13 protein-coding genes are annotated in these 13588 nt (G+C 61.7%); 8 read left to right on the top strand and 5 right to left on the bottom strand.

Translation table 11 applies throughout. From position 1 onward, the window contains the following. The first annotated feature begins 371 nt into the window (after positions 1-371). Genes KHO49_RS08950 through KHO49_RS08940 form a run of 3 tightly spaced genes read left to right on the top strand, consistent with a single transcriptional unit; the run spans position 372 to position 5293 of the window. Complete coding sequence (locus KHO49_RS08950; protein ID WP_102861704.1) at positions 372-1748, top strand: TolC family outer membrane protein; 1377 nt, start codon at positions 372-374, stop codon at positions 1746-1748. A gap of 18 nt (positions 1749-1766) precedes the next feature. After that, on the top strand, positions 1767-3926 hold the full coding sequence (locus KHO49_RS08945; RefSeq protein WP_102878820.1) for a type I secretion system permease/ATPase: 2160 nt from the start codon (positions 1767-1769) through the stop codon (positions 3924-3926). Between the two features lie 11 nt (positions 3927-3937). Next, entirely contained in the window at positions 3938-5293 is a 1356-nt protein-coding gene (locus tag KHO49_RS08940; protein WP_213664917.1) for an HlyD family type I secretion periplasmic adaptor subunit, read from the top strand. A 103-nt stretch (positions 5294-5396) separates the two neighbouring features. Here KHO49_RS08940 and KHO49_RS08935 read toward each other — a convergent pair whose 3' ends face one another. Then, positions 5397-5996 carry a tRNA-uridine aminocarboxypropyltransferase gene (locus tag KHO49_RS08935; RefSeq protein WP_102861701.1) on the bottom strand — a complete coding sequence of 200 codons (600 nt, stop codon included), beginning with the start codon at positions 5994-5996 and terminating at the stop codon, positions 5397-5399. A 9-nt stretch (positions 5997-6005) separates the two neighbouring features. Continuing rightward, positions 6006-6899, bottom strand: a complete 894-nt coding sequence (locus KHO49_RS08930) for a LysR family transcriptional regulator (protein WP_102878817.1) — start codon at positions 6897-6899, stop codon at positions 6006-6008. Positions 6900-7257: 358 nt separating this feature from the next. On the opposite strand from KHO49_RS08930, the gene speB reads away from it, so the two are divergent. The 4 genes from speB (at position 7258) to KHO49_RS08910 (ending at position 10649) form a co-directional block, all read left to right on the top strand. Beyond that, the gene (speB, locus tag KHO49_RS08925; RefSeq protein ID WP_011059912.1) at positions 7258-8208 is read left to right on the top strand and encodes an agmatinase; all 951 of its coding nucleotides are present in this window, start codon (positions 7258-7260) and stop codon (positions 8206-8208) included. A gap of 335 nt (positions 8209-8543) precedes the next feature. Then, positions 8544-9932, top strand: coding sequence for a sodium:solute symporter family protein (locus tag KHO49_RS08920; protein WP_213664916.1), 1389 nt, complete (start codon positions 8544-8546; stop codon positions 9930-9932). Between the two features lie 298 nt (positions 9933-10230). After that, positions 10231-10362 (top strand): hypothetical protein, encoded by a 132-nt coding sequence (locus KHO49_RS31280; RefSeq protein WP_283776951.1) that lies wholly within the window; start codon positions 10231-10233, stop codon positions 10360-10362. A 26-nt stretch (positions 10363-10388) separates the two neighbouring features. Next, entirely contained in the window at positions 10389-10649 is a 261-nt protein-coding gene (locus KHO49_RS08910; RefSeq protein ID WP_213664915.1) for an acyl carrier protein, read from the top strand. 88 nt (positions 10650-10737) lie between these two features. Here the strand turns inward: KHO49_RS08910 and KHO49_RS31275 are convergent, their stop codons facing one another. The 3 genes from KHO49_RS31275 to KHO49_RS08900 form a co-directional block, all read right to left on the bottom strand. Continuing rightward, the gene (locus KHO49_RS31275) at positions 10738-10866 is read right to left on the bottom strand and encodes a PA1414 family protein (protein ID WP_011059908.1); all 129 of its coding nucleotides are present in this window, start codon (positions 10864-10866) and stop codon (positions 10738-10740) included. 190 nt (positions 10867-11056) lie between these two features. Beyond that, positions 11057-11980 carry a DMT family transporter gene (locus KHO49_RS08905; protein ID WP_102878814.1) on the bottom strand — a complete coding sequence of 308 codons (924 nt, stop codon included), beginning with the start codon at positions 11978-11980 and terminating at the stop codon, positions 11057-11059. Positions 11981-12156: 176 nt separating this feature from the next. After that, positions 12157-12993 (bottom strand): CvfB family protein, encoded by an 837-nt coding sequence (locus tag KHO49_RS08900; RefSeq protein WP_060838083.1) that lies wholly within the window; start codon positions 12991-12993, stop codon positions 12157-12159. 353 nt (positions 12994-13346) lie between these two features. On the opposite strand from KHO49_RS08900, the gene KHO49_RS08895 reads away from it, so the two are divergent. Further along, positions 13347-13535: a PFL_1563 family small protein gene (locus KHO49_RS08895; RefSeq protein ID WP_016962619.1), complete on the top strand. Its 189-nt coding sequence runs from the start codon at positions 13347-13349 to the stop codon at positions 13533-13535. The last annotated feature ends 53 nt before the right edge of the window (positions 13536-13588 follow it).

The raw sequence follows: 13588 nt of genomic DNA, 5'->3' as shown, positions 1-13588 counted from the left end.
GATCGCTCACCAACTACATTGTGCGAAACAGGTCAAAAGGCGAAATCGCCAAAAAAATGCCGCCATATCCTGTTCCGTACCTTCTTCCTTGTAACCACTTCCCCGCCCTGAACTACCTGAAATTTGAACGTCCCCAGAAATTTCAGAAAATGCCTCAACGCCTGAAAATTCCGGGCCTGCGATTGGAACAATGTCTTGCTTTGACAAACATGCATAAGTTTTTTTTGGCATAAAACTTATGAATTTTTTTTCTTAGCTATCCTTCTGGATGTTCTTAGCTCTGTTGTAAACAAGATGAGACGGTTAAGTCTCAATTTTTTAGTCATATTTTTGACGAAAACACTGTTTCACTGGATCAGGGAGAGACACCCATGCGCGTTTTCACCCCCCTCAGCGGTGCAATTCTTTTGGCCTCAATCTGCGTCAGCCCGGCTCAGGCCATGTCTTTGACTGAAGCGATCCAGAGCACTCTGGACAACCACCCTGAACTTCGCGCCAGCCAGAACAACCGGCTGTCTGCCGACGAGGATGTGAAGGTGGCCAAGGGTGGCTTCTATCCCAGCCTGGACCTCAATGCCGGCTATGGCCGCGGCTACAGCGACAACAGCACCACCCGCGGCTACGGGGTGGCACGCGGCACCGGCAACCACAACACCGAGACCCTGAATTACACCCAGTCGGAACTGCGCCTGCGGCAGATGCTCTTCGACGGCTTCAACACGGCCAATGAAGTGGGCCGCACCCAGTCGGTGGTCAACTCCCGGGCCTACTTCACCCGCGGCACCGCCGAAAGCCTCGCCCTGCGCACCATCGAGGTGTACCTGGAGGTGCTCAAGCGCCGTGAACTCTTGACCCTGGCCAAGAACAACCTGCAGGCCCACCTGCGAGTCAACGACCAGATCGGCCTGCGCAGCCAGCAAGGCGTGGGCAGTACCGCCGACCTCGACCAGTCCAAAGCCCGGCGTGCCCTGGCGGAGAACAACTACGACACCGCTCAGGTCGACCTGGCCGATGCCGAGGCCAACTTCTACAGCGCAGTCGGACGCTTGCCCGACGAGCTGGAAAGCCTGCCGTCGATCCGCGGCGAAATCCCGCAGAACCTCAACGACGCCAAGCAGAGCATGCTGCTGAACAACCCCTACCTGAAGTCCGCCCAGGCTGACATCCAGGCGGCGGAGAGTCAGTACGAAGTGGCCAAGTCGCCCTTCTATCCACGCTTCGACGCCGAGGCCGCAGTCAACGCCAACGACAATGTGCAGGGCGACCTGGGCCACGATAACGAATGGCGGGTCGGGGTGATCATGAACTACAACCTGTTCCGCGGCGGCAGTGACAAGGCCCGCCTGCAGTCCAACGCGCACAAGATCAACCAGGCCATGGACATCCGCAACAACGCCCTGCGCATGCTCAACGAAAACATCACCCTGGCCTGGAACGCCATGCTCAACGCCAAGAAACAGACCCCCACCGCCCGGGAATATGCGGAAACCACCACCCGAGTGCGGGCCGCTTATCAGGACCAGTTCGGCCTCGGCCAACGCACCCTGCTCGACGTTCTGGACAGTGAAAACGAGCTGTACAACGCCAACCGCCGCTACACCGAAGTGCGCTACACCGAAGAGTTCTCCATGTACCGGGTACTGGCCAACATGGGCGAACTGCTGAGCAAGGAAAAAGTCGTGGTACCGGCCGAAGCCATCGCCCAAAGCGAAGTGAAAAGCGAGGCGCGCCTGCCGGAAATGAAGTAGTCCCGTGGAGGACTCGATTTGACCAGCCTCGAACCCGGGAGCCCGCACGCCGATCCGCGTGCCAGCTTCGATGACCCGCTGTTGGACGGATTACTGATCCTGTGCCGACTCCACGGCTGCAACGTCAGCCGGGGCAGCCTCAGCGCAGGCCTGCCCCTGGACAAGCAACGCCTGAGCCTCGACCTGCTGCCCCGGGCCGCGGCCCGGGCCAGCCTTCAGGCTCGCCTGCTGCGCCGGGAACTGGGGGCGATATCCGCTCTCAACCTGCCGGTGCTGCTGATCCTCCAAGGCGGTCGTTGCGCAGTGCTCAGGCGCTGGGGCGAGGATGGCCAGGCCCTGATCCTGCCCAGCGAGGCCGAAGGTGGCGAGCAGTGGGTGAGCCGCGAGGAACTGGCCCGGGAATACAGCGGTCAGGCCCTGTTCGCCCGCCCCCGCCATGAACTCGAAGACCTGCGCAGCCCCCTGGTGCCCAGGGTCGACGCCTGGTTTCGCGACACCCTGAAGCTCTCGCGCTGGCTCTACAGCGACGCCATTCTCGCCAGCCTCCTGATCAACCTGCTGGGCCTGATGGTGCCGCTGTTCGTGATGCAGACCTACGATCGGGTGGTGCCCAACCAGGCCACCTCGACCCTCTGGGTGCTGACCCTGGGCCTGCTGCTGGGCACCGGGTTCGAGCTGGTGTTACGGGTGGTACGGGCCCACCTGCTGGACCAGGCCGGGAAAAAGACCGACGTGATCCTCTCCGCCACCCTGTTCGAACGCATCACCGGCATGAACATGAAGGCCCGACCAGCCACCATCGGCGGCTTTGCCCAAAGCATCCACGACTTCCAGGGCCTGCGGGAGTTTCTGACGGCCGTGACCCTGACCAGCCTGATCGACCTGCCCTTCGCCCTGCTGATGCTGGTGGTGATCGGCCTGCTCGGGGGCTGGCTGGTGGTGATCCCGATACTCGCGTTCCCCATCACTATCGTCTTCGCCATGCTGATCCAGGTGCGCCTGCGGGACACCGTGCAAAAAAGCCTGGCCCTGGGCGCCGAACGTCAGGCGCTGTTGATCGAGACCCTCGGCGGCCTGGAAACCCTCAAGGCCTGCAGCGCCGAAAGCGAACGCCAGCACAAGTGGGAAAGCACCCACGGCGCCCTGACCCGCCTCGACAGCCACGCCCGCAACCTCTCGGCCCTGGCCACCAACGGCACCCTGTTCATTCAGCAGTTGTCCGGCATGGCCACCATCGTCGCCGGGGTCTACAGCATCATCGCCGGCAACCTCAGCGTCGGCGCCCTGGTGGCCACCTATATGCTCGGAAGTCGAGTCCTGGCGCCATTGGGACAGATCGCCGGGCTGATCACCCGCTACCAACAGGCGCAGTTGACCATGCGCAGCACCGACGCCTTGATGGCCCTGCCCCAGGAACGCGATGCCCGTCAGCGGCCTCTGGAGCGCACTCAGTTGCACGGCGCCCTGGAAGTCAGCCGAGTGAGCTTTCGCTACCCCGGGCAAAGCACCCCGGCGCTGAACAACATCAGTTTCAGCCTCAAGCCCGGAGAGCGGGTCGGCATCATCGGCCGCAGCGGCTCGGGGAAAAGTACCCTGGCCCGGTTGCTGATGGGCTTTCTCGCCCCGGAGGAAGGCCAACTGCTGCTGGACGGCCTGGATCTGCGACAACTGGACGTGGCCGACCTGCGTCAACAGATCGGCTACGTCGCCCATGACCTGCCGCTGCTGGCCGGCAGCCTGCGGGACAACCTGACCCTGGGCGCGCGCTACATCAGCGATGCCCGAATGCTCGAAGTCGCCGAGCTCACCGGGGTCACCGAACTGGCCCGCGCCCACCCCCAAGGCTTCGACCGACCGGTGGGTGAACGTGGGCAACTGCTGTCCGGCGGCCAGCGCCAAGCCGTGCTGCTGGCCCGTGCCCTGCTGCTGGACCCGCCGATCCTGCTGCTGGACGAACCCACCAGCGCCATGGACAACAGCAGCGAAGACGCTCTGCGTCAGCGTCTGCACGCCAAGGTCCAAGGCAAGACTCTGCTGCTGGTGACCCACCGCACTTCGATGCTCAGCCTGGTGGACCGCCTGGTGGTTCTGGACGAAGGACGGATTGTCGCCGACGGACCGAAAGACGCGGTTATCGATGCACTGCGCAAGGGCCGTGTTGGCTCTGCAGCCGTCTAGGAGTGCCGAGCATGTCGACACCATCGTCACCCCGCAGTTACCTGGGCAGTTTTCGCCGAAGCGCGGAAAGCGAATTCATGCCGGAAACCGCAGAAGCCTCGTTGCAAGACTCGCCCCGCAGATCACGGTTGACGGTCTGGATCGCCGCCGCGCTGATCCTCTGCGCGCTGGTATGGGCCAGGTTCGCGGTGCTCCAGGAAGTCACCACGGGCGAAGGCAAGGCCATTCCTTCGAGCAAGATCCAGGTGATCCAGAACCTGGAAGGTGGCATTGTCACCGAGATTTTCGTCCGCGAGGGGCAGATGGTGGACAAGGGCCAGACCCTGCTGCGCCTGGATGACACGCGCTTTCGCTCGAACAAGGGCGAGAGCGAGGCGGATCGCTTCGCCTTGATGGCCCAGGTCGAGCGTCTGTCCGCCGAAGCCGAAGGCAAGCCCTTCACCCCATCCGCCGAAGTGCTGAGCAAGGCGCCGCAAGTGGCAGAAGACGAACGCTCGCTGTACGACCAGCGCCAACGGCGCCTGGCCAGCGAGCAGCGCACCCTCAGCGAACAGTTGCGGCAGAAGACCCAGGAACTGGCGGAATTTCGCTCCAAGCAGGGGCAATACAGCTCCAGCCTGGCCCTGCTCAATCAAGAGATGAACATGTCGGCCCCCCTGGTGGGCACTGGCGCCGTGTCACCGGTGGAAATCCTGCGGCTCAAGCGCAGCGCGGTAGAGATTCGCGGCTCCCTGGACGCCACCACCCTGGCCATTCCACGGGCCGAATCGGCCATCAACGAGATCAAGAGCAAGATCGATGAATCGGTGCAGACCTTCCGCTCCGATGCCGCCAAGGAACTCAACGAGAAACGCACCGACCTGTCGAAGATCACCGCGTCGGGGATCGCCATCGATGACCGGGTCAACCGCACCACGGTGTTATCGCCCGTGCACGGCGTGATCAAGCTGCTCAAGGTCAACACCATCGGCGGCGTAGTCCAGCCCGGCAGCGACCTGGTGGAAATCGTGCCCATGGAAGACAACCTGCTGATTGAGGCCAAGGTCCGGCCTCAGGACGTGGCTTTCCTGCACCCCGGACAGAAAGCCATGGTCAAGTTCAGCGCCTATGACTACACCATCTACGGCGGCCTGAGCGCCAAGCTGGAGTTGATCGGCGCCGACACCATCACCGACGACAAGGGCAACAGCTTCTATCTGATCCAGGTACGCACCGACAAGAACCACCTGGGGGGCGACGCCAATCCACTGCTGATCATCCCCGGCATGGTGGCCACGGTGGACATCATCACCGGCGAGAAAAGCGTGCTGGACTACCTGCTCAAGCCCGTGCTCAAGGCCCGCACCGAAGCCATGCGCGAACGCTGACTGCCGGCTACGTAGGAGCCGGCTGGCCGGCGAAGAGGCCCTCTGACTTTGCCGCAGACTTGAGAGTGCTTTCGCGGGCAAGCCCGCACCTACAGGCAAGACGTCAGGGTTTGGCGCCGTGGTTGCGTTGGTAGGTGTCTTCGCCCATCGCCGCGATCTGCCCTTCGATCAGGGCCTCGAAGGGGCGCAGCAAGGGCTCGAAGGAGGCCGGCGCCTCCAGTACCTGCAACGCCTGGACAATGGCTTCCAGGGTCGACAGCGCACCCGGTCCCGGGGCTTTGCGCAGGCGATAGCGCGAGGGCGTCGCGGCGGCCAGGGTCACTCGCGGCAAGGCCGCCAGCAGCGGATTGAGGTGCAACAGCTTGCGGGCCTTGCGCCAGGTGCCGTCGGGCACCACCAGCAGCAGCGGTTCATCGGTCTCGGCATAGGCCTGCAGCGGCTGGGCATCGTCCGCCGGGAACAACAGGCAGGCCCGGTATCCGGGTTGAGCGAGCAGCGTCGGCAGATCCTCGAACACCTCGCCCACCCGCAACTGCGCATTGTGCAGCCCCAGGGCCGCCAGCCGCGCCGTGTTCAAGGCGTGGTTGACCTCACTGGGATGCTGCAGCAGCAACACCCGGGTGCGGCTGGGCAAATCCGGGATCAGCGGGCACAGACAATGGCCTGTGGGACGCAGGCAACGCTCGCAGCGTGCTCTGGACATGGGAATTCCTTATGACTGGTTGAGCTGGGCCTTGAGCAGATCGCGAAAGGTCTGGATCAGGGGTTCACGGCCCCGGCCACGACGCATGATCATGGAGAACGGCGCCTGGTAGCCGAAGGTTGCCGGCAGCAGCACCCGCAGGTCGCCCTTGTCGGCCCAGGCCTGGGCATAGTGTTCCGGCAGGTAGCCGATGTAGGCGCCGGACAGCACCAGGATCAACTGCGCCTCCATGCTCTCCACGGTCGCCGCGCTGTGCTTGAAACCGTGCCGAGCCAGTTCCGCCTGGCTCCAGTAGCCACGGCCGACCATGCGCTGCTGGGTGATGACCTGCTCCGGAATGCGCCGCTCGCTGTACAGCGGATGCCGGTTGCTGCAATACAACCAGTGCTGCTCGCGGTACAGCGGCATGTACACCAGGCCGCTCATGCGCGTGGAAAAGGCGCCGATGGCCAGGTCCAGGCGGTTGTCCTGGACCCCCAGTTGCAGTTCGTGGGGGCTCATCACCGACAGGTGCAAATGCACCGCCGGATGCTCCTGGCTATAGGCGCCGATGGCCTCGGCGAACGGCAGGGCCTTGTCGCTGACGGTGGAGTCGATCACCCCCAGGTTCAGGGTGCCGCGCAACTCGCCCTTGAGGGCCGCGGCGTACTGTTCGAAGCCCTCCAGCTCCCCCAGCAGACGCAAGGTCTCCTGGTGGAACAGCTCCCCCTTGCTGGTCAGGCTGAACCCGCCACGGCCACGGTGGCAGAGCACCAGCCCGAGGGCGCCTTCGAGCTGGCTCATGTAGGTGCTGATGGCCGACGTCGAGAGATTGAGTTCGTGCTGGGCATTGGCGAACCCCTGATGTCGCACCACGCTGACGAAGATGCGCAATAGTTTCAGATCAGGTAAAGCGTTGGCCATGACAGGCTCCGATAACAGGCAAAACAACCACTTCCCTGTGCCAAGAGAGCGTACTGACGCCGGGCGACCAAGCAGCCCCGATGACCTCCATGCGCACTTTCAACCAGACCCTGCAACCCGGATAACGGTGGCTACGCCACCGAGCGGATGCTCGCTCACTCACCACGCAGGGCCCTGGAAGCCGTGCGGGAGTCTAGCGCGACCCCGGCCATTAGTTTAGAAAAATCTGAACTAAGTATTTGTTCGTAGCGATTCTTTCCCCTCACTACATTTCGCAGAATCGGCCCAATCGGTTGAACGGGCGATACCTGCTGTGCCCTCAGCCCCATAAATATAAAACAACGATGAGGCCTATCCCGTGGACAAGATTCTCCACCAACCACTGGGCGGCAACGAAATGCCGCGCTTCGGCGGCATCGCCACCATGATGCGTCTTCCCCATCTGCAATCCGCCGCCGGCCTGGACGCTGCGTTCGTCGGCGTGCCTCTGGACATTGGCACCTCGCTGCGCGCCGGCACCCGTTTCGGCCCGCGGGAAATCCGCGCCGAGTCGGTGATGATTCGCCCTTACAACATGGCCACCGGTGCCGCTCCGTTCGACTCGCTGTCGGTGGCCGACATCGGCGACGTGGCGATCAACACCTTCAACCTGCTGGACGCGGTGCGCATCATCGAAGAAGCCTATGACGGCATCCTCGAACACAACGTGATTCCCCTGACCCTGGGCGGCGACCACACCATCACCCTGCCGATCCTGCGGGCCATCCACAAGAAACACGGCAAGGTCGGGCTGGTGCACATCGATGCCCACGCGGACGTCAACGACCACATGTTCGGCGAGAAGATCGCCCACGGCACCACCTTCCGCCGCGCAGTGGAAGAAGGCCTGCTGGACTGCGACCGCGTGGTGCAGATCGGCCTGCGCGCACAGGGCTATACCGCCGAAGACTTCAACTGGAGCCGCAAGCAGGGCTTCCGTGTGGTCCAGGCCGAAGAGTGCTGGCACAAATCCCTGGAACCGCTGATGGCCGAAGTCCGTGAAAAGGTCGGCAACGGTCCGGTGTACCTGAGCTTCGACATCGACGGCATCGACCCGGCCTGGGCTCCAGGCACCGGCACCCCGGAAATCGGCGGCCTGACCACCATCCAGGCCATCGAGATCGTCCGTGGCTGCCAGGGCCTGGACCTGGTGGGCTGCGACCTGGTGGAGGTTTCGCCGCCTTACGACACCACCGGCAACACCTCGCTGCTGGGTGCCAACCTGCTGTACGAAATGCTCTGCGTACTGCCCGGCGTGGCCCACCGCTGAGTCTCGGCCCTGGGAGGGCTGGTGCCGCGCTCAAGCACGAGCGCGGCCATGGAACCGTCATGCAAAGGAGCGCAACACCTTAGCCAACGTGGTCGGAGCAGATCATGAATAACAATAAAGAAAACAGCCTTAACGACATGAACAACGGGGACGCCCAGATTCCCGCCCCTCGACGCAGCACCCTGTACGACCTCTCTCGAAACAGGCCCCCCTTGGCCTGAACTGCCCCAGCAACCGCAGCTCTTCCGGAAGACCGGCCTCCACTGGTCAACGGGGTGACCGTCCGCATCGGCGGGTGGCAACAACAATAACAACTTGCTTGTGAGGACCCGAACATGGGCTTGGATATTCTCGTAGTACTGATTTATGCCGCCGGCATGATCACCCTGGGCTGGTACGGCATGCGCCGGGCCAAGACCCGTGATGACTATCTGGTAGCCGGCCGCAACCTCGGGCCGGGCTTCTACCTGGGTACCATGGCGGCCACCGTACTGGGCGGCGCCTCGACCATCGGCACCGTACGCCTGGGCTACGTCCACGGCATTTCCGGCTTCTGGCTTTGCGGCGCCATCGGCCTGGGCATCGTCGGACTCAGCCTGTTTCTGGCCAAACCCTTGCTGAAACTGAAGATCTACACCGTCACCCAAGTGCTGGAGCGCCGCTACAACCCCGCGGCACGCCACGCCAGCGGACTGATCATGCTGGTCTACGCACTGATGATCGGCGCCACCTCCACCATTGCCATTGGGACAGTGATGCAAGTGCTGTTCGGCTTGCCGTTCTGGGTATCGATCCTGGTGGGCGGCGGTGTGGTGGTGCTCTACTCGACCATCGGCGGCATGTGGTCGCTGACCCTAACCGACATCGTGCAGTTCCTGATCATGACCATCGGCCTGGTGTTCCTGCTGATGCCGCTGTCCATCGTCGATGCCGGCGGCTGGGATACCCTGGTGGCCAAACTGCCCGCCAGCTACTTCGACTTCACCGCCATCGGCTGGGACACCATCCTCACCTACTTCCTGATCTACTTCTTCGGCATCTTCATCGGCCAGGACATCTGGCAACGAGTGTTCACCGCCCGCAGCGAAGGGGTAGCCAAGATTGCCGGGACCGCGGCCGGCATCTATTGCGTGCTCTACGGCCTGGCCGGCGCGCTGATCGGCATGGCCGCCAAGGTGGTCCTGCCGGATCTGGATAACGTCAACAATGCCTTCGCCAGCATCGTCCAGACCAGCCTGCCCAACGGCGTTCGCGGCCTGGTGATTGCCGCGGCTCTGGCAGCCCTGATGTCCACCGCCAGCGCCGGCCTGCTGGCGGCCTCCACCACCGTGACCCAGGACCTGTTGCCGCGGCTGCGCGGTGGCCGTGAAAGCGGCAATGGCGACGTGCATGAAAACCGCATCGCGACGTTGCTGCTGGGGGTTGTGGTGCTGGGTATCGCCCTGGTAGTGAGCGACGTGATCAGTGCCCTGACCCTGGCCTACAACCTTTTGGTGGGCGGCATGCTGATTCCGCTGATCGGCGCCATCTACTGGAAACGCGCCACCACGGCCGGGGCCATCACCAGTATGTCTCTGGGCTTCATGACCGCGCTGTTCTTCATGTTCAAGGACGGCCTGGACGCCAACACACCGATTTACTACAGCCTGGCCGTGGGCCTGGTGAGTTTCGTGGTGGTGAGCCTGGTCTCCCGGCGCTCGGTGCCTCTGGCCAACGCGATCTGACCTGAAGTCAGACGCCTGAAGCTTTCTTCGACGGGTGCGGCGTCGGTGGCCGCACCCGTTTTTTTCGTCCACGAAAAAGTGCCACAACGCCGGATGACGCTCGCTTCAGCCCGACCCAGGAAGCCGCCCACTGGACGAGCGGTCACCACCGCCGGAAAAAACCTCTGCTGTAATCTGATTCAGCGACGACTGTTACTGAACAGTACAAGGATCGCTGGCAGCCTCAGGGCACGCTATCGCTTCACCCTTGGACGGGGTCAAAAAACAATCAGAACCTCTCCCCTGCCCCGAGGTGTTTATGGACCGTTTCGACATCCAGCCAAGCATCCGCCTTGATCCGGACCTTGATCTGTACCGGATCAACTCCATCAGCGAACTCAGCCAGGTCATCCTGGAAAAGACCCGCACCGACGCTGCCCGTCCCGCCTGACCTGCTCGCTCCTCGGGAGTAACGCGATGAAACGGGCCGAAGCACGCGTGGCCGTACACCTGCTCATCCGTCGGGGGCTGGATGAACTCACCGACTTCGATGACCAAAGCGCTCTGCAAGCACTCGGACTCGACCGGGAGGATATCGAAGCGCTGCTCTGGCGCCTGGAGGACAGGTTCGATCTCTGCATCTCCCCCCGGGAAGAGCAGCGAGCGCTCTGGCGCCTGGAAAAGGTCGACGACCTGGTGCGATGGTTGCTGGAAAAGTCCCGGCAAAATCAGGATTGACCCGATTGCCTCGGGTGGATGGCCGAGCGACTGCCGGCCAGAAAACCCTGGCGAGAGCCGGAGTCTGCACTCCGCTCTCGCCCTGAGCTCAACGACGACGTTGCTGACGGCGCCGCAGTTCTTCGTCGGTAGGAATCGGCACCGGTTGCAGCGGTGGCTCGATCAGGCCCAGTGCGACACCAAGGTCGTGCAGCCAGCTTTGCAGTTTGTCTTTCATAGTGCCCCCTCAGGGTCGTGCCGAGCGGCGATACTGCGCCGCCTCAAGCAGATAATAGTCCTAACTTTTCCCGCGCGCTGCCTCGCAATAGCAATGAACTGTTACTGGATTGAAGCGAATCGGCCAAGGCTATTCAGCCATTGGCCCGCAGCGCCTGTGGCGCCTGCCCGGCAGTCTCCTGGGCAGCGGCTTATAGAAAGCGCTTGATCCGCCGACGCAGCCATTGCTCGGCGCTGACAAAGGTGATGCCCAACAACACCAGCAGCGCCCCCAGCACAAAGTTGAGGCTCAAGGGTTCACCCAGCAACAGCACGCCGAAGGTCACGCCAAACATCGGTGTCATGAACGAAAACACCGCCAGGTTCGCCGCCAGATAGCGACGCAACAGCCAGAACCAGGTCAGGTAGCTGAAGAACGACACCACCAGCCCCTGGAACAACACACTGGCCACGGCCACCGGGGTCAGGCTGACCTGGGTCACCTGGCCGCTGAGCACCGCAATCAGCAGCAGGCCGACGAACCCGACGATCAACTGATAGAACAGGGTCAGTGTGGCTGGCGCTTCCGACAATCGCGAGGCGCGTACCACCACCGTGGTCGCGCCCCAGGCCAGCCCCGCCAGTAATCCCAATACATCGCCCAGGAGCATGCGCCGATCCAGATTGTCTAGGGAGATTCCACCGGCAAAGGCGATGCTGATGCCAATGAAAGCAAGGATGATCCCCAACCATTGCAACGGCCGCAGCCGCTCACTGGGCAGCAACCAATTGACCCCAAGGGCAGTGAAGATCGGGGCGGTGTAGAGGAACACCGACATATGCGCGGCGCTCGTCAGCTTCAGCCCCTCGGCAATGAACAGGAACTCCAGACCGAACAGGGCGCCGGCCAGTAAACCGCCGCGCCAGGTACTGGAGACCTGGGACCAGCCCCCTTTCCAGCACATCAGCAGGGCCACCAGCAGCGCCGAAATCCCGGAACGAGCAGCCGCCTGCATCACCGGGGCAATATCCGCCGCCGCCCATTTGATCATCACCTGCTGCACGCCCCAGATCAGGCACAACCCCAGCATCACCTGCAGGGCAAAACCATCGGCGTTGCGCCGCTCGATGCTCACCGCAGTCCCTCAGATTGATTCATCGACATGACAGCTACCCGCTGTGGAAAAGACAACGCCCCCAGGCGCGCGCCCAGCCGTCGTGCTGCAAGGCCGGCCGCACCAGGAAAGACAAGCAACACGAGACATAGAAGAGGTGGGGCTTTAAGCACATCCACCCCAGAGCGAAACAAGAATCAGCTTAGCTCGATACGATCTGCGTGAATGACAATCTGGCCCTGTTTATAGAGCGCGCCGATGGCCTTCTTGAAGTTGCCTTTGCTGACCCCGAACAAACTGCTGATCAAGGCCGGATCGCTCTTGTCGCTGACCGCCAGAGAGCCATTGTTTTCGCGCAACTTGGCGAGGATCTTCGAGTTCAGGCTGGTGGCCGCTTCTTCACCCACCGGTTGCAGGCTCAGGCTGATCTTGCCATCGGCCCGCACTTCCTTGATGAACCCCTTCTCTTGCATGCCGGAGCGCAGGAACTTGAACACTTCGTTCTTGTGAATCAGGCCCCAGTGCTTGTTGTTGATGATCGCCTTGAAGCCCATGTCGGTGGACTCGGCCACCAGCAGGTCGACTTCCTGACCAACCTTGTAGTTGGCCGGAGTCTTGTCCAGGTAGCGGTCCAGGCGAGCCGTGGCCGTGATACGACGGGTGTGCTTGTCCAGATAGACATGCACCACGCAGTACTCGCCGGCATTCATCTGGCGCTTCTCTTCCGAGTAGGGCAGCAGCAGGTCCTTGGGCAATCCCCAATCCAGGAATACCCCGATACTGTTAACTTCGACGACTTTAAGGCTGGCAAACTCGCCAACTTGAACTTTCGGCTTTTCGGTAGTTGCGATTAACTTGTCGGCACTGTCCAGATAAACAAAAACATTCAACCAGTCTTCATCTTCACTGGGAATGTCCTTGGGAATATAACGATTGGGCAGCAATATTTCGCCGTCCGCCCCTCCGTCCAGATACAAACCAAAGTTAGTGTGTTTAACCACTTGCAAACTGTTGTAGCGCCCGACTAAAGCCATTTCCAATACCCTCATTGCGTGGGCAGCATTCTACCTGTTTTCCACGCCCAGGTTGGCGCTCCTGAGTCCCGGACCGGAAAATTCCGTGAAGAGCCTTGGTTTTTCTAGCATCACTGGCGCTCAAGCGGCCATTCGTCAGGCCAACAGCGACCTGCCGGCTAAGGGCAAACAGCCACCAGGCCGCATTTTCAGTAACGGGTCTTTATTTAAAACAGCCACTTAGGAAGATGTCAGCAAGATCAACTTAAGGAAAAAGCCCAAAAAACGACCCTTTGTTTCAGAGGATATTTACCAAGCAATTGTCAAGTATTTCTGATAAGATGCCTGGCCAAATTAATTTTCCAAAAGGTTAAATGGCCGCCATGCGAGTAAAAGCCTCCAACAGCAAAGCAAAACCAGCTCCCGCCGTTGAAACCAGCGAATCGATCAACGAACAAATCGCGGCCTTCCTGAAATCGGGCGGCGAAATCCAGCAAATTGCCAAAGGCGTCAGCGGCCAGACTTTCGGCCCATCCAAGCAGATCAGCCTCGGCAAAAAGTAATTCCCCCGCATTATCCTGGTCCCTTAGCGCTTTGCCCTCAAAGCGCTAGGACT

Source organism: Pseudomonas sp. RC4D1 (assembly GCF_018390395.1).
Classification (GTDB): domain Bacteria; phylum Pseudomonadota; class Gammaproteobacteria; order Pseudomonadales; family Pseudomonadaceae; genus Aquipseudomonas; species Aquipseudomonas danubii.
The sequence above is the reverse complement of the archived record's forward strand: the minus strand, read 5'-3'. Positions and strand labels throughout refer to the sequence as shown.